At 42.1% G+C, this 19,043-nt stretch carries 8 protein-coding genes; all 8 read left to right on the top strand.

Annotated features, from left to right (window positions below; translation table 11 throughout):
- Positions 1 to 6,297, top strand: coding sequence for a SpaA isopeptide-forming pilin-related protein (locus DXA18_RS09965; protein ID WP_118383790.1), 6,297 nt, complete (start codon positions 1 to 3; stop codon positions 6,295 to 6,297).
- An 88-nt stretch (positions 6,298 to 6,385) separates the two neighbouring features.
- A complete protein-coding gene (locus tag DXA18_RS15830; protein ID WP_166460071.1) occupies positions 6,386 to 6,526 on the top strand; it encodes a hypothetical protein in 141 nt (46 codons plus the stop codon).
- A 6-nt stretch (positions 6,527 to 6,532) separates the two neighbouring features.
- A complete protein-coding gene (locus tag DXA18_RS09960) occupies positions 6,533 to 7,621 on the top strand; it encodes a DUF5688 family protein (RefSeq protein WP_118018855.1) in 1,089 nt (362 codons plus the stop codon).
- Positions 7,622 to 7,689: 68 nt separating this feature from the next.
- A complete protein-coding gene (locus tag DXA18_RS16155) occupies positions 7,690 to 9,306 on the top strand; it encodes a hypothetical protein (protein WP_243007091.1) in 1,617 nt (538 codons plus the stop codon).
- Complete coding sequence (locus DXA18_RS16150; RefSeq protein ID WP_330424527.1) at positions 9,294 to 15,371, top strand: DEAD/DEAH box helicase family protein; 6,078 nt, start codon at positions 9,294 to 9,296, stop codon at positions 15,369 to 15,371. The genes DXA18_RS16155 and DXA18_RS16150 overlap by 13 nt, the downstream gene beginning before the upstream one ends.
- Before the next feature lie 80 nt (positions 15,372 to 15,451).
- On the top strand, positions 15,452 to 18,211 hold the full coding sequence (locus DXA18_RS09950) for a YodL domain-containing protein (RefSeq protein WP_055057313.1): 2,760 nt from the start codon (positions 15,452 to 15,454) through the stop codon (positions 18,209 to 18,211).
- Between the two features lie 27 nt (positions 18,212 to 18,238).
- A complete protein-coding gene (locus DXA18_RS09945) occupies positions 18,239 to 18,445 on the top strand; it encodes a PIN domain-containing protein (protein WP_024728263.1) in 207 nt (68 codons plus the stop codon).
- Between the two features lie 284 nt (positions 18,446 to 18,729).
- Positions 18,730 to 18,969 carry a helix-turn-helix domain-containing protein gene (locus tag DXA18_RS09940; protein ID WP_008688092.1) on the top strand — a complete coding sequence of 80 codons (240 nt, stop codon included), beginning with the start codon at positions 18,730 to 18,732 and terminating at the stop codon, positions 18,967 to 18,969.
- Positions 18,970 to 19,043 lie beyond the last annotated feature (74 nt).

The following is a 19,043-nucleotide window of genomic DNA, read 5'->3' as shown; positions in this document are numbered from 1 at the left end:
ATGAAGAAAAAAGGTAATTTTAGAAAAGTAGTATCTGGCTTGCTGGCAGGCATGACAATGCTTAGTACCGTGTTGTCTCCGATGACTGCATATGCAGCGGAGATTCAGCCAGAGGAAAAACCGCCACTTTATGAGGAAGTGAAAGACCTTCTGGATGAAGATGAGGTGGTGACTGCCAAAGATTATGAAATCGAAACAGGCAGTGTATTTGATGTGAAATCAGACTACACAGGACTGGAAATCAAGGATGCTGACAAGGTTAAAGTCACATTTGAGGAAGCAAAGAACGATAAGGATGAGGATTTTACGACAGATCATGCGGACACTTACAAAGCGGTCTATTATGTGGAACCGGTAAATCAGGAGCATCCGAAGTATCAGATCAGCCGAAAGCTGATTGTGCGTGAGAAAGAAACAGAAACGCAGACAGAAACTGCAGGGAGTGAAGCAGTAACCGAATCCGAAACAGCTGGCAGTGAACAGCAGACAGAGGAAGCGGAGGAGTCAGAATCAGACTCGGAAATTACCGATATTGATGCTGATGAATTTGATGATTTAGTAGAGCAGGCACAGAATCAGGATACCTATGATGAAGAATCAGGGTTAGAGCTTCATGATGTTTTGGAACAGGCAGGAGACAAAGGTGTGGATCTTGATTCTATGGAAGAGGGAGAGATTGCAACATTTGAAGCAGTTTCGGCTTATTCAGCAAGAAGTACACAGCAGGTAACAATCGAAAAAGGACCTCTGTATAGATATGCAGATTATAATCTTGGAACCTATCTGACAGAGCCGTACTATATCAGCTACGGAAGCGTCAGAGCAACTGCGTATTGTGTACAGCCGGCAAAACCAGGACCAGGATCTGGAAATTATACAATCACAAAGATTGGAGACAATCAGGCGTTAGCAAAAGTGTGTTATTACGGCACAGATGCCGCAGGGAGCGAAAGCTTTTTTGCGAATAAACACACGGATTTCTCAGAAGGAAAAAGATTCATCATTATTCACATGGCTGCATCATATGCCAATGGAAGCAGTGATGCATTCTATGGAACAAATGCTACAGGCGAGGCTTTGGCAAAAGAACTCTATAATTATTGTGTAAATAAGCCGGAAATACCAGATGTAGCGATGTCATTTTCCAAACCGAATGTAAAAGCTTATGTAGATGGAAATATCCAGAGAACAGAAAATATTAAGTTCAACGCATCTTCCCAGCAGAAAATTACAATGGACTTACCAAAGGGAGTGAAGCTCCATAATGTATCTACGGGAACTGTAAGTGCGGCAGGTGCAAGCGTAACAATCGGAGGAGGAACCACGTTTTATCTTTCAGCACCTCTGACACAGACAAAAGATGTAAGTGCTACTTTTTCTGCAAAAATGAAGGGAAGTATTACAAAAGATTATTCCGCATATAAATTGACTACGAATGCAAGTGTTCAGGATCTGGCATTTGTGTTTGGAGAAGGTGTCGCTGATGAAAAATATGTAAGCTTAAAGGTGTCCTGGATTGAACAGGCTACGATCGAAATCGTAAAGAAAGACGATACAGCGGATGTTAATCTTGCAGGTGCAGTATTCGGTGTATACAGCGATGAGGCTTGTACAAAGCTGATCACTCAGATGCCGGCAACAGATAAGAATGGAAAATCTTCTGTTACGATCATCAAGACACAGGATACTGTTTATCTGAAAGAGATCACAGCACCACAGGGATATGTAGTAAATGCAACGGCAACAAATGTAAAACTGGTAGCAAGTAAAACCTCATCGGTAACTGTGGAAAATAAGGAACAGCTGGCAGAGCTTACCATTTACAAAGAAGGACAGGTTCTTACCGGAGCAGATGTCAGTGAAAATGGAACGGTATTCCAGTATGAAAACCGCAGACAGAAAAATGCAGTGTATAACGTGTATGCCGGGGCAGATATCGTAACTGCTTATGGCACAAAAGTGTACAGTAAAGGTGACCTGGTAAAAGATAATCTGACTACGGGAGAGAATGGTTCTGTTACACTGAAGAACCTGCATCTTGGAAGCTATGTGGTGAAAGAAGCAAAAGCACCGGACAATTTCTATAACGGCAGCGAAGAAAAGCCAGTGACTCTGACTTATGCCGGACAGAATAAAGAAGTTGTATTTGCAGATGTGACTTTTAACAACGAAAGACAGAAAGCAGATGTTTCCGTAGTAAAACAGGATAAAGATACAAAGAAACCACTGAATGGCGGTATTTTTGCTCTGTATGCATCCGATGATATTAGAAATGCAGACGGAACCGTTGTTGTGAAAAAAGGAACACTGATTGAGAAAGCAACTACTGGAGCAGATGGAACTGCAAAATTCACAGCAGATCTTCCGATTGGATATTCCTATTCCGTAAAAGAAGATCAGGCGCCGGAAGGCTATGTAAGAAATACAGAAGATGTGTATACGTTCAAGTTTTCTTACACCAATGATAAAGAAGCAACCGTATTATTTGCCCATACCTTCAGCAATGACCGTGTGACAGCAAAGATCAATTTATTCAAAGTTGATAAAGAAACAGGAAAAGCAGTATCACAGGGAGATGCCACACTGAAAGGTGCAGTTTATGGTCTGTATGCCCGTGAAGATATCGTGCATCCGGACGGAGCAACCGGAACTATTTATAAAGCAGGAGAACAGGTAGCTTCTCTTACAACAGATGACAAAGGACAGGCTTCTGTAAAAGGTTTATATCTTGGCAAATATTATGTCAAAGAGATCACACCGCCGACCGGATACCTGGCAGATACAGAAGAGCATGATCTTGTGTGCAGTTATGAAGGAGATATGACAGCAGAAGTAAAAAGAGAGTGCACTTCCAGTGAGCAGATCATCAAGCAGCCATTCCAGATCATCAAAGCAGCCAATAATGGAAAGACCGATGCAGAGCTGTTATCCGGAGCCGGATTTACAGTTTATCTGAAATCTTCCCTTACAAAGAAAGCAGATGGAAGCTATGATTTTGATTCTGCCAAACCAGTAGTGAGTGGAGAAAACGGAGCAACTGAGATTTTTACAGATGAAAAAGGGTATGCCTGCAGTATTCCATTACCATTTGGAAGCTATATCGTGCGTGAAACTACAACACCGCACAATTACAAGCCAGTCGATGATTTTGAAGTGAATATCACAGAACATCATCCAAACGAGCCGCAGATCTGGCGAGTGCTTCTGGATGAAGAGTTTAAGGCAAAACTGAAAATCGTGAAAAAAGATGATGAAACAAAGAAATCCGTATTGATTGCCGGAACAGAATTTAAGGTATATGACCTGGACAACAAGAAGTATGTGGAGCAGGTAACAACTTACCCAGTGACAACCACTCATAAGTCCTATTTTACGGACAGCCAGGGATATCTGATCATGCCGAAGAATCTGAAGATCGGACATTACCGGATTGAGGAAGTCAACGCACCGGAAGGGTACACAATCAATAAGAACTATGTAGAGATTGCGGTGGATGCAAATACAGCATACCAGATGGATTCTGAGAGCGGAGATGCCATTATTACGGTAGACTATGAGAACCATCCGGTAAAAGGAAAGCTGACGATCTATAAAAAAGGTGAGATGCTGACCGGATTTAAAAAGGATTTTGTTTATGAAGAAAGATACCTGAAGGGTGCATCATTTCATGTCTATGCAGCTGAAAATATCTATACACCGGATTATCAGAAAGATGAAAATGGGAACAGACAGCTGATCTATGCAAAAGATGCACTGGTAACAACGGTAACGACCGGGGAAGACGGAAAAGCAGTTGCTGATAACCTGCCGCTTGGTTCTTACTATGTGGTAGAAAAGACTGCACCGGAAGGATTCGTCCTGAACCATGACAGATCGGATGTCTCATTTGTCTATGCCAATCAGGATACACCTGTGATCGAACAGGAAGTGATGGTTGGCGATGACCGCCAGAAAGTTGCAATCCAGGTAGAAAAACAGGATGCAGAAAATGGTGCAACCGTAGCAGGAGCTGTCTTTGGCATCTATAACACAGAAGATCTGAAGAATGAGAAAGGTGAGATCATTGTAAAGGCAGATACACTTCTGCAGGAAATGACTTCTGATAACGATGGTCTTGCAGCATGTACGCTGGATCTGCCGCTTGGACAGTATTATGTGAAAGAGTTAAAAGCACCGGCGGGATTTGTATCCTCTGATGAAGTTCTGAATCTGGATGCTTCTTACCAGGGGCAGGATGTGAAGACAGTAAAACTGAAAACAGTGAAAAAGAACCAGCCGACAACAGTTGAAATCACAAAATCTGATGTAACAACAGGTGTGGAACTGGATGGGGCAAAACTCACCGTTCTTGATAAAGAAGGAAATGTTGTGGATCAGTGGACTTCTGTAAAAGATCAGCCACATGTGATCAAACGACTGACTGTGGGTGAAGAATACACCCTTCGAGAGGAAATGGCACCGTATGGATATCTGAAAACGACGGATGTGAAGTTCACACTGGAAGATACTGCCGAGATTCAGAAAGTAGAGATGAAAGATGAAGTTCCAACAGGACTTCTGATCATCAACAAAAATGGAGAGTTTCTGGATAAGGTGACACTTTTGGATCATGTAAAAGGTACCGTGGAGCATCTTTTTGAGTATGTAACCGGAAGCCTTACAGATGTGACGTTCGATGTATTTGCTGCGGAAGATATCAAAGCGGCAGATGGTGTCAGTGAAGATTATTTCAAAGCAGATGAAAAAGTAGGAACCATTACCACAGATTCCAATGGTATTGCACAGATGGGAGATCTCCCGGCTGGAAAATACTATGTGAAGGAAGTAAAAACAGCCCATGGTTATGTGCTGGACAAAGAGCCGAGATATGTTGATCTTTCTTACCGTGATCAGGACACACCAGTCATCACTTATGATGAGAAATGGCAGAATGCCCGTCAGAAAGTAAAGATTACGGTTCTGAAGAAAGAAAAGGATACAGAACGTGTCCTTGCAGGTGGTGTCTTCGGTCTTTATACCAGTGAAAATATCAAAAATGCAAAGGGCGAGGTACTTCTTGAGAAAGACAGTCTGATTGAGCAGCGGGTAACGGATGAAAAAGGACAGATCGCTTTTACGGCAGATCTTCCGGTAGACGGAAAATACTATGTGAAAGAGATCTTTGCACCGGACGGATTTGTTACAACAGAAGAAGTACAGGAATTTACCTTTGAATATGCTGGAGAAGACCAGGCAGAAGTAAGCTACGACTTTACTTTTGAAAATCAGCCAACCACAGTAGAGCTGACCAAAACAGACCTGACAACAGGCAAAGAACTTCCAGGTGCACACCTGAAAGTAACGGATTCAGATGGCAATACAGTAGATGAATGGACTTCTACGGAAGAATCCCATGTGATCAAAGAACTGGTTGTTGGTAAGGAATACACCATGACAGAGACAAAACCGGCAGATGGATATGTCACTGCAGAAAGTATTACTTTCACAGTAGAGAATACAGCAGAGGTTCAGAAGCATGAGATGAAAGATGATGTGACAAAAGTGCAGATCAGTAAGACGGATATCACAGGAGAAACTGAGATTCCGGGTGCGAAACTGACAATTCTCGATAAGGATGATCAGGTAGTAGAGAGCTGGACTTCCACAGAGGAAGCACACTATATTGAAAAACTGCCAATCGGTAAATACACCTTACGTGAAGAGCAGGCACCGAAAGGATATCTTCTGACAGCCGATGTGACATTTGAGGTGAAAGATACCGGAGAAATCCAGAAAGTGGCTATGAAAGATGATACTGCCAAGGGAAAAGTGATTCTCAATAAGACAGATAAATCGTCAGGAGAACCACTGAAAGGGGTAGAATTTGAACTCCGTGACAGTAAGGGAAAAGTTCTGGAAACCTTAAAGACAGATGCTGCCGGTCATGCAGAAAGTAAGCTGTATGAGATTGCCACATTTAAGAACGGCAAATATGATACCGCTATCAAGTATTATCTGGTGGAAACAAAAACACTGGATGGATACACACTGGATCAGACCAAGCATGAAGTGACATTTGCTTATGCAGATGACAGTACGCCGGTTGTAGAAGTTACCTTTAATCTGATAAATGAGAAACCGGAAGTTCCAGAAACACCGAACACACCGGATACACCACAGTCCCATGAAGAGACAAAGATATCAAATGCACCGAAAACAGGTGACAGCACGAATATCTGGCTGCCGATCCTACTTCTTGTAACTTCCACAGGAGGTATGGCAGGACTTTATATCAGCAGAAAAAGGAAAAGCAAATAAGGAAACCAAAATCAATGGTTATGATTGGGAGCTTCTATGTGAGGCTCCCTTTTTCATACAAAAAAATCACAGAAAGGAATAGAAAACTATGATGAAAGCAATGGAAAAAAGACAGGAAGCACGAAAAAACCAGGAGAAAACTTTAAAGAGAATGATGGCTTATCAGAAGAAAGCCGAGCAGATGATCAGCAGAAAAAGAATGAACCATCACATGATCAGAAAGGGGTAAAAGCGTATGATGAACAGAAAAGAATTTTATGAATATGTCAAAGACAATGTAAAGGAGTATCTGCCAGAGTCTTACAAGGACGCAGAAATTAAACTGCAGGAAGTAGAAAAAAACAACGGGTTGAAGTTGACAGGTATTACGATTCCAAACGGAGATCAGAGAATCGTACCGACAGTCTATCTGGATTCCCTCTACCAGGAATATATCCATGGAAAAGATGTAGACTCTTGTGTTGGCGATGTGGCTGATATGCGTATTGAGGCACAGGGAAAAGCAGAATTTTTTGATATGGGAGTTACGGATATTCTGGATTATGAAAAGATGAAGGACAAATTACAGATGAGAATTTGTGATAAGGAATGGAATACCGATCTTCTTGCAGATAAAGTAGTCACAGAACACGGAGATTTTGCAGCTTATTATGCAGTAAATCTGGAGGAAAATGGAGAAGGGATCAGCAGTATTCCGGTAACTGTTTCTCTGATGAACGAGTGGGGAGTATCTGCCGAACAGATTCAAGCGGATGCGATGGTGGCAGACCGAAAACGTGGTGTCACACTTATGGATATGAATGAGATTATCAAATCTATGATTTTTGGTGAAGAACCAGAAAACCTGCTGAATGAAAAAATGGATATGGAAGCCATGGAAAACCCAATGTTCTGTCTGACAAACAAAGCTAAGATGAATGGAGCTTCCCTGTTACTGCAGGAAGATATTCGTAAACAGATTGGGGAATGCCTGGGAAGTGATTACTTTGTCATCCCATCTTCCATTCATGAAGTGCTGATTCTTCCTGATAACGGCATTTTTCAGGTTCCGGAATTAAATGCGATGGTACAGGAAGTCAATGAGACAAAGGTGGAGAGACAGGAGCAGCTTTCCGATAAAGTTCAGTTTTGTGATGGGAAAACGGCAGTTATGGAAAATGCTGAGCGTAGGGAAGCTCGTTTGGAGAAAGAAAAAGCAGCCGAAAAAGCGGAAGTAAAAGGTGGAATCCATGGAAGACTGGAGAAAGCTAAGGCAGAAATCAAGGCAAAAGAGGGAGACAAAGTGCCAAAGAATAAGTCAAAAGAGCTTGCCACAGCATTATAAAGAGTAACAACGATGATTTTAAGGGGACTGTGCTAAGCAGTCCCTGATTTTATGAAAAGGAGTAGCGCATGGCAAATAAATTATATGCAATGGAACAGCTGACGGAAGAGGTGGCAAAAGATGTAGCTGCCAGTCCGCAGGAATGGATGCGGTTCCTAAACACTGCATCCAGACTGTACAAATACACTTTTCCAGAACAGCTTTTAATTTATGCACAGCGACCGGAAGCAACTGCCGTAGCATCCATGGAAATCTGGAATCAGAAGATGTACCGCTGGATCAAAAAGGGATCCAAAGGGATTGCCTTGATTGACAATACTTCCGGACCGAAAACGAAACTTCGGTATGTATTTGATGTGCAGGACACTTATAAAGTGCGGAATCTTGGAAAGGATCCTCAGTTATGGAATCTTCCGGTGGAAGGAGAACAGCTGGTGGCAGATTATCTGCAGGAGCAGTTATCACTGGAAGATACAGAAGGAGGACTTGCTGAAAGTCTGCATCAGGCAGCGAAGGAGAGTATGCAAGAATGGCTTCCAGATGCATTGGAAGAACTGAGACTGGACGTAACAGGGACATTTCTGGAAGAACTGGACGAACAGAATCAGGAAGTCGAATTTCGGGAACTGATGACCAATAGTGTCTGGTATGTATTACTAAACCGGTGTGGACTGGATGCACAGGAATATCTGGATGCAGAGGATTTTCGGCATATTACGGACTTTAATCAGCTGATAGTATTAGGACATCTGGGAAGTGCAGTCAATGAGATCAGCAGACCAGTCCTGATGCAGATTGGACGATATGTGCTGAATAATCTGGAAAATGACCTGAAAACGGTTGCAAAAGAAAAAGAAGTAGTCTATAATGAATTTAACACGTTAATGCGTGAAAGTAATACAGATAACACAGAAGATAGAGAAGAAAAAAAGGAGGAAACAGACTATGAGAGAGATCAGTTACAGCCAGAACGGAGAGTATCAGATTCCAGATATCAGCCTGGAAGAGACGAGAGGAACCATCGGCAAGTACGGAATGATGCGGAAAGAGTATCTGAGAAATCACAAGGTAGCCAGGTTCAACATTCTGACACTGCAGAACCGTCTGGACAGTCATCTGATGGAGATCGACAGCCAGGCAAGACAGAGAGTAGACGACCTGATGAACGAACTTCTGGAGAAAGATCCGGCACCGGACAAAATGGCAGACGGGATGGCATGGACCAGACACATGAACCAGATCAAGGCACAGGCAGAGGAGCTGGTGATTCAGGAGATTATTTACAGTTAAGTCTGTTCCCAACAGAAGAGGAACAGTTAGGAGAAATAAGGAAAGCGGCAGCTGCATTGGAACAGCCAGCCGCTTTTCTTATTTCCGATGAAGTGGTAAATGATATTCTCCGCACGGGAAGCGGACAGAAAAATACACTGTTTCATATTACAGCAAGACTGATTGAAGGTCTGGATAATGAAGAAATGCGGAGTTTTCTGAAAGATGAATATGGAACTGGTGGCAAAGGATTTACCATAGATGGTCAGAAAATCAGTATCTGGTATGACAATGATGGTATCCGTATCCGGCGAGGGGACTCTGCCAGAAGAAACTTTGACCGCATGGTACGTGGGAAGAAGCAGCGAACAGAATTCGGGATATGTATGAGGATGGAAATTACGTGGATAATTTGATTTCCAATAATGCCATTGAACAGGAGCAGGAAGAAATGACCAATCTTCTTGCACTTCATTTTCGGGATACTTGCAGAAACTGGGAAAAGAAACAATCATATTCAGACTGGCAGGATGTAGTGAGTGGAGCATGGACAGATCAAGAGGAAGCAGATGCGATTGTCTATCGTTTTGAATGGCTGCAGAAATATATGGATGAGAATCCGGGAGATTATCACCGCTGGGAGATTCAGCATAATCCGGAATATTTCCAACGCTTTCAGGATCTTCAGAGGGAGCGTTCCTGGGTAGACCAGAAATTTACGGTCGAACGTCCGGCACTATCCTTTATCACACAGGATGAAATTGACGCAGTGTTAAGAAGAGGCGGCATTACTGCAGGAGGACGTAACCGAATCTATGAGTATTTCATGGAACATCATGATATGAAAGATGCAGCTGAGTTCCTGAAAAATGAGTATGGAACAGGTGGTTCCTCACCCGGAATACCAGGAGCAGATGCTTCCGACGCATCCCATGATGCAAAAGGATTAAAACTTGCAAAAGGGAAAATTGGCAGTCCAGAGGTAGAAGTTTTATTAAAGTGGAACAAGGTTGCAGAACGTGTTCGCCAGTTAATCCGCACAGATGATTATTTGTCACCGGAAGAAATGGAAAAGTACGAAGAACGACAGGAAGCACAAAGACTGGCAGACCTGGAAGAAGCACAGCAGATGTTAGGAGAACAGCTGGAACAGGATACTTTTACAGCGGAAGATATAACGGATCTGCGACTAGTTGATTCAGAATATATGTCCGGTACCAGAACAAAAATCTATGATTTTGCTTGCAAAGTTAAGGGAGAAGAGAATCGACTTCAATACACATTAGAATATCATGATGATGGAGAAGGTTTCACGATTCATACGGAAAAAGATGATATTTGGGAGCGAATGTCAACACAAGAATTGGAACGTCTGGATGTAAAACTTGGACAAGAAGTACTTTATTATCATTATCACAACAAAACAGTAAATGCGGATACCTTAGATAAATTACGGGAAATCAAGGAAGAAATCATGGAGGAAGAGTCTTCCTATTTTACTGCTATTTCTAAACGTGTGTGGACAGATTATGATAAAAAAGAAAAAGAACTGTCGGGAGAAGTTGAGGTATTGGAAGAAAAAGAATCATTGGAAGAGATTAACGGAATAGCAGAACTGATTCCAGCAACGAACTTCCATATCACAGATGATGAACTTGGACAGGGAACACCGAAGGAGAAATTCCGAGCCAATATTATGGCTATTCAGCTGTTAAAAAAATGTGAGGATGAGAACCGCAATGCGACACCAGAGGAACAGGAAATCTTATCCAGGTACGTCGGCTGGGGAGGTCTTGCAGATGCATTTGATGAGACAAAATCTGCATGGGAGACAGAATATTTGGAATTAAAGACCGTCCTTACACCGGAAGAATATGCTGCAGCCAGAGCTTCCACATTAAATGCTCATTATACACAGCCGATTGTGATTGAAAGTATGTATCAGGTGTTGGAGAATCTGGGATTTACAAAGGGAAATATCCTGGAGCCATCTATGGGAGTCGGGAACTTCTTTGGAAAGCTTCCAGAGAATCTAAACCAGTCCAAACTCTATGGAGTGGAACTGGACAGCATCAGTGGCAGAATTGCTAAACTTCTCTATCCAGATGCCAATATCCAGATCAAAGGCTTTGAGAAGACGGATTATCCCAATGATTTCTTTGACGTGGCAATCGGAAATGTGCCATTCGGTGCATATAAGGTCAATGACCGTCAATATGACCGCTACAATTTTATGATTCATGATTACTTTCTTGCCAAGACTATAGATCAGTTACGTCCAGGTGGTGTAGCTGCGTTGATCACAACAAAGGGAACTATGGACAAGGCATCACCGGAAGTCCGGAAATATTTGGCAGAGCGTGCAGACCTGCTGGGGGCTATCCGACTGCCGAACACAGCTTTTAAGGCAAATGCAGGAACAGAAGTCAGTGCTGATATTTTGTTTTTCCAGAAGCGTGAGAGTTTCACAAAAGAGATGCCAGACTGGGTGAATTTGGAGAGTGATGCAAATGGGATTACCATTAACAAGTATTTTGTTCAGCATCCGGGATTGATTCTTGGTGAGATGAAAGAAGTGTCCGGTCCGTATGGTATGGAAACAACCTGTGCTCCAATGGAAGGAGCTGATCTGGAATTACAGTTACAAGAAGCTGTAAAACACATCAGAGGAAGCATGGTAGCGGCAGTAGATATAGAGGCAGAACTGGATGAGATGCCAGAGAGTATTCCGGCAGATCCGAATGTCCGAAATTACAGCTATACGGTGGTAGATGATCAGGTATATTACCGTGTCAATTCTTTGATGAATCAGGTGAAAATGCCTGCAGTCACTGCAGAACGTGTAAAAGGCATGGTTGCAATCCGTGATACCGTTCGTGAACTGATCGCCATGCAGATGGAAGAATTTGTCACAGACGAAGAAATCCAGAAACAGCAGAAAAAACTGAATCAGGTGTATGATACCTACACAGCAAAGTATGGAGTTATTGGAAGTAATGCTAACAAACGTGCATTTTCTGATGACTCTTCTTATTGTCTGCTGTGTTCCCTGGAAGACTTGAATGAAGATGGAACATTGAAGCGGAAAGCGGACATGTTCACCAAACGAACCATTAAAAAGGCGGTCGCTGTGACAAGTGTGGAGACAGCCACAGAAGCACTTGCTCTGTCCCTAAATGAAAAGGCTAAAGTAGATCTTCCATATATGGCACAGTTGACCGGAAAGACCGAAGAGAAAATCACAGAAGAGCTGGTTGGAGTTATCTTCAAAAATCCACTGACAGACCAGTGGGAAAGCGGAGATGAATATCTGTCTGGAAACGTCAGAGATAAATTAAATACAGCGAGAACTTTTGCAGAGAATCATCCGGAATTCACACCGAATGTGCGTGCATTGGAGGCAGTTCAGCCAAGAGATCTGGAAGCGTCGGAGATTGAAGTGCGTATTGGAGCCACCTGGATTGAACCTTCGGATTATCAGGATTTTATGGTGGAACTGCTTCATACGCCGAGGTATCTTGCACAGAAGGAAATACAGGTAAAATTCTCTGAGGTAAATGGTGAGTGGAGGATTACAGGAAAGAACGCCGACAGTCCAAGAAATGCGTTTGCTTATGCAACGTATGGAACGGAGAGAGCAAATGCCTACCGGATTCTGGAAGATACCTTGAATCTAAAAGATGTTAGAATCTATGATAAAGTCGTAAATGACAATGGGGATGAAGTGCGAGTTTTGAATAAAAAAGAAACTATGTTGGCATCACAAAAGCAGGATGCCTTGAAGGCTGCATTCCAAGATTGGATTTTTAAGGATCAGCAGAGGAGAGAAAGGCTGGTAAGCGTGTACAATGAGCGTTTCAATAGTATCCGTCCCCGTGAATATGATGGTAGTCACTTGAGTTTTCCAGGAATGAATCCGGAAATAGAGCTTCGTCCGCATCAGAAAAATGCAGTCGCACATCAGTTATACGGTGATAATGTGCTTCTGGCACATGTAGTAGGAGCTGGGAAGACTTACGAAATGGTAGCGGCGGCAATGGAGAGCAAACGTCTGGGATTATCACAAAAGAATCTCTTTGTTGTGCCAAACCATTTGACAGAGCAGTGGGGAGCGGAGTTCCTGCAGTTATATCCAGGAGCAAATATTTTGGTAGCAACCAAGAAAGACTTTGAACCGGCAAACCGAAAGAAGTTCTGTGCCAGAATCGCTATGGGAAATTACGATGCTGTTATTATTGGTCATTCCCAGTTTGAGCGTATTCCAATCTCTGATGAGAAACAGGAAGCCATGCTTCAGAGGCAGATTGATGATCTGGAAATGGCAATCCAGAGTGCAAGGTATGAACAGGATGGTGGACGTTATACCGTCAAACAGATTGAAAAGACAAGAAAAACATTGCAGACAAGGCTGGAGAAACTGAATCAGAAAGAGAAAAAAGATCAGGTAGTTACGTTTGAAGAACTGGGAGTGGATCATTTATATGTAGATGAAGCACACAGTTATAAAAACGCATTTCTTTATACAAAAATGAGAAATGTAGCCGGGATTGCACAGAATGAAGCACAGAAGTCGGCGGATATGTTTAATAAATGTCAGTATCTGGATGAGATTACCGGAGGAAAAGGCATTACCTTTGCTACGGGCACACCGATTAGCAACAGCATGACGGAATTATATGTTATGCAGAGGTATCTGCAGAACAGCAAATTACAAAATATGGGACTTGGACTGTTTGATTCCTGGGCCTCCACCTTTGGCGAGGTAGTCACGAGCATTGAGCTTGCACCAGAAGGAACAGGCTACCGTGCAAAGTCAAGATTTGCAAGATTTTATAATATTCCGGAACTGATGAATATGTTTAAGGAGATTGCAGATATCAAGACTTCCGATCAGTTAAAGCTTCCTGTGCCAGAGGCGGAATATGAAACAGTGGTGCTGAAACCAACGGAACAGCAGAAAGAAATCGTAGAAAGTCTGGGGGAACGTGCAGAAGTTGTCAGAAACGGAGGGGTAGATGCTTCGGTTGATAATATGCTGAAAATTACCAATGATGGAAGAAAATTGGCATTGGATCAGCGTTTGGTGAACGAATTATTGCCAGATAATCCAGAAAGCAAAATATCAGTCTGTGCAGAGAAAAGTTATGAGATCTGGAAAGACACGGCAGCACAGAAATCTGCACAATTGATTTTCTGTGACTTGAGCACACCGAAAGGTGATGGCAGTTTCAATGTTTATGATGACTTGAAGCAGAAACTGATAGCGAAAGGTGTACCGGAAAAAGAGATTGCTTTTATTCATGATGCAAATACAGAAGCAAAGAAGACGGAGCTGTTTGGAAAAGTGAAATCCGGGCAGGTTCGTTTTTTGATTGGCTCAACAGCAAAGATGGGTGCCGGGACCAACGTGCAGGACCGTCTGATTGCGTTGCACCATCTGGATATTGGCTGGAAACCATCTGATTTGGAACAGAGGGAAGGGCGTATTATCCGTCAGGGAAATCATAATAAAAAGGTTCATATCTTCCGGTATGTAACTGAATCCACATTTGACAGCTACATGTGGCAGTTGGTTGAGAACAAGCAGAAATTCATTTCTCAGATTATGACCAGCAAAGCACCTGTGCGAAGCTGTGAAGATGTGGACGAAGCGGCACTTTCCTATGCAGAGGTCAAAGCTCTTGCAACCGGAAATCCAGCAGTAAAAGAGAAGATGGCATTGGATGTTGATGTGGCAAAATTAAAACTTTTAAAAGCCAACCACATGAATAACCAGTACCGCCTGGAAGATGATATTGCAAGGAATTTTCCACAACAGATTGCAAAACTGACAGAAATCATTGACAGCTACAAGGCAGACATCGCTCATTACTCAGAGCATAAAATCACAGATCCAGAGCAGTTTACTATGGAGATTGGCGGCAAAGAGTTCACAGAAAAGAAAGAGGCAGGAGCAGCACTTCTGGCGGTATGTAAAGATATTAAAGCTGTAGATGCTGCGATGGATATCGGAAACTATCAGGGATTCAATATGAGGATTCAGTTTGATGGATGGAGTAAAGAATTTATTCTATCTGTCAAACATGAGGCTGTCTCGAAAGTTCATCTTGGAGCAGATGCACTTGGAAATATTACTCGTATCAACAATCTGTTGGACAGTTATCCAGAGAAGCTTTCAGAAGCACAACAAAGACTGGAAACAGTATATGAACAGCTTGCAAATGCAAAAGAAGAGGTTGGAAAGCCATTTCCAAAAGAAGAGGAGTTGAACCAGAAACTGGAGCGACTGTCAGAATTAAATGCATTGCTCAATATGGATGAACGGGAAGATGCAGAAACAGAGGTGTCTGAATCAGATGAGAAAGAAGAAAGACCGACACGTGGTTCTATCCATGAAAAACTGCAGATTTATAAAGAAAAGAGTCAGCGGGAAAGTGAAACTGGCAAGGAAAACAGAAAACGGGACTTCGGTCTGGAATAAATAAACAGGAAAGATGGCATAATTTGGTAGAAGAAGGTTCTGCCTGTTATGCCATTTTTTAGAACACAGGAGGAATTTGAATGGCGAGAAGTATGATAACAGGAAAAGAAACGCAGAAAATGCAGGAATATACGCAGGAACGGATTGCTCAGGCAGAGCGTAGAGATATAGAATTTTCAACAGATGTAAAAGAACAGATTTTTGAATATGCGAATCTGATCGGCGAGGAAGAGAAAGTTAGGAATTTGGTAAGAAATCTGGCAGATGCAGTGAGTCAGGCAGATCAAGAAGGTGTAGAGGATTTGCTGGATGACGCAAGAATGGATATTCAAGAACTGCTGGATCCAACCATAGGTAAGCTGGAATTACGTGACTATGGATATACAGCAGAAGATATGGTGCCACTTAGAAAAGAAGCAGCCTTGGATTATCACAGAATGGGTTCTAAGATTTATTGCCTTGGAAGTGATGGCAGTAAAGGTGAATATGCGAGTAAAGAAATGATACAGGCACACGACGGTTTGTTTGGAATGGAATTGCAGATGTGGGAACGGATAAAGGATAACAACCTAGATTATGCAGAAGAAAATTTAGGAGCATTTCAGGAGCCTATGAGTGTCATTGAGCAGGAAGAAGCACTGAAATTATACGATGCAGGAGCAGATATCTATCTGATCACTAATTTTTCATCACCGATGTATGTCACAGAACGTATGGAAATTGAACGAGGACCAGAGCATTATCAGATGTCTATGACAGAACTGGAGCGTTTCCGTAACCTGGAATGGGAAATGCAGAAATATCCACAGATTCAGTCATTGAAAGAAGCAAACCTGTTGTTAGGAACAAGAAGGGTATTTGGTATTTATCAGATCCGGGATGATTCACCGGGCGAAAACTATGCTTTTATGAATATGAGTTTTATTGAAAGTCATGGTATGAAGATAAAAAAAGAAGATTACAAGCTGGTCTATGTTGGTGAATTATCAGGAAATATGTCACTGGATGATATTTTTGAAAGGTTCAACATTGATAGACCGGAAGATTTCCGTGGGCATTCCCTGTCTGTCAGTGATATCGTAGTTCTGAATGACGGGGAAAAAGTAACTGCTCATTTTGTAGACAGTATCAGTTTTGAACAGCTAGATTCTTTCCTGAATCTGGAAGAACAGGTCCTTAGTGAACTGGCATATGAGGTAGGAGAACGTTACTTTGCTATTCAGAGAACAGAAGAAGGATATGATTATTCCTTTTACGATGAAGATTTCCGCTTGATGGATGGTGGCGTTTATGAGAATGATGAAATTTCTATTGAAGAAGCGGCGGAGGAACTTTTGGAAGACGAAGGCTGGACTGGAGAACGCATCCGTGGAGATTATGATCGGTTGATGGAGAAAGTAGAAGAAATGGATGAAGTTGTAATGGCAGAGATTCAGAAAAGCCAGGGCGAATATAAGCCATTGGCAAAGGTGGAGGAACTGGAAGAGGCCAATTATAACATGATTGATAATGTACTCAATAATATGCCGCCTAAGAAAGAAGCTTATCTGGAATATTATGCTGCAGAATGTGATGAAATTCATGATATGGGAGCTTATGAGAAAAGCACAGATGTGAAAGAAATCGCAGCAATCTATGAGAAGTACAGAGAAGATCCGGAAAACGCTTATAAAGGCAGTGGAATGGGGATTATTTATCGTGATCCGGAGGATAGCTTGTTTGATGAAACAGAACTGTTAATTGTAATGGGAACAACGATACACGGCGACTTCTTGGATAATGTGCGGTTTTTAAAAGATCAGCCGGTGGTGCGTGAAGGTTTGGAGAAGATTCATAAAGCATTGCCTGATTATAAATATATCCCGATTCAGGATGTGCGTGAGGCAATGTATCCGAAAAAAATGACAACAGAAGAACTGGCAGCAGCATTGGATGAGATTGCGGAAGACTTCGATCCGTATGACTATCGGGACCATGTAGAGCCAGGGCAGGATACCATACAGGAAGTCATGCTGGATCTGCAAAGTGGAAATGTTGGTTCTTATATTTCCTTTCTGAAGGATGTGATTGAAGAAGACTGTGAGCAGTCCGTGTGGGCAGGTGTTTTGCTGGAACGGCTGAAATCCTACGAACCAGATATATCCAAAGAAACAGAGCCGATGGTGTATGTGAATTACTGTGAAAAGCGAGAGCTGATGGAACCACGCTGTCAGAAGCTCTCAGATCTGGATTCCCGTACTGCACAGAAGGATAAGGAATGGTACGCAGACCGTAATCCGAGGACGGATGAGCCGATGGTAACAGCCCAGATGTTTTTTACTATATATTATGCGGAAAAAGGCGATAAAATGATGCAACATTTCAAAGGGAAAATAGATATTGGAACAGGAAATGGCGGTATTTTAAGTCAGCTGAAACTCCAAAATGAACTGAAACTTACGGATGAAAGCTGGATTGGTTATCTGAAAAACAAGGGAAATGAAGAGTTTCAGAAGTGTATGGAAGATCTGACCGATATGCAGAACCATGTGCTGCCATATTTGCAGAGCTTTTGCAGTCTGGAAGAAAAAAGTGTGCAGGAAAAGCAGGAACGGCAGGTTGCAGAAAAGCAGGACAGCAGAGTAGAAGCGTCAAGAGCAGCGAATGTGACAAAAGGGGATAATGACAAAGCTGTGAAAAAGGTAGTTTCGAGTATGCAAACAGAAAAGAATAAAGCAACTACGAAGGCAAAGAAGCCATCTATTCATGAACGACTGGAAATCAATAAGAGAAAAATCCAAGAAAAGCAGGGAAAAGATGAGCTGGAGAGAGGAGCTGATCGGGATGTAAGAACGGTATAAATTTATAGAAAGGCACTTGGCTCCGTTTTGGACATAGCAAAAGTGCTGACAGTGACGAACGAAGATGTGCTGCCTGCTTATTTGCAGAGAGTATCTGATTTTGAAGACTGCCTACTTGCAACTTGTACGAAGGAGAATCAGTGTGATGCGATTGTGACAAGGAATAAAAAGGATTTTCTTTCCTTTTGGATTACACTGCTTTCTCCGGAAGAACTGCTGAATATTTATTCGTAAAAATATGTTTTTACAATCGGCAGCAGAAGGAAAGTTGAATGATAACTCCGATCCAGCATACTGCAAAATATAAAAATTTTATAACAAAGTGGAAAACCCTGCGTAGGATCAGAAATGTTCTCACAGGGTTTCATGTATCTAATAAAATATAGAAATTTAGCGGATTTCTGCTAGAATAAGAAAAACTGTTAAAAAAATATCGTGCATAGATCAAAAAGACTATATATGGGCGACCTTTTAAAGCCGATTTATATAAAATAGAAGAAAAAAAGGTGGTCGATACCGTGGATATAAAAACAGCGGTCATATATCGGTTAAACGATCTGATTAAGCAGAAAGATATCACAGTGAATGAAGCGGCGGTGCGCTCAGGCGTCCCGCCTTCAACACTGAAAAATATTTTGTATGGACAAAGCAGGAATGCTGGCGTAGTTACAATTAAAAAGATATGCGATGGATTGGATATTACAATACAGGAATTTTTTGAAGATCCCATCTTTGCAGATTTGGAACCGGAGTTATAGGAACAGGCAAATAATCTTAGGATTCAGATTCTGCAAGATGGTTTTTTTATGGGAAAGGGTTAGAAGAAACTAAC

Source organism: Dorea sp. AM58-8 (genome assembly GCF_003464045.1).
GTDB classification, from domain to species: domain Bacteria; phylum Bacillota; class Clostridia; order Lachnospirales; family Lachnospiraceae; genus Claveliimonas; species Claveliimonas ammoniilytica.
Note: the sequence above shows the minus strand (reverse complement) of the source record. Positions and strands in the feature narration are given on the sequence as shown.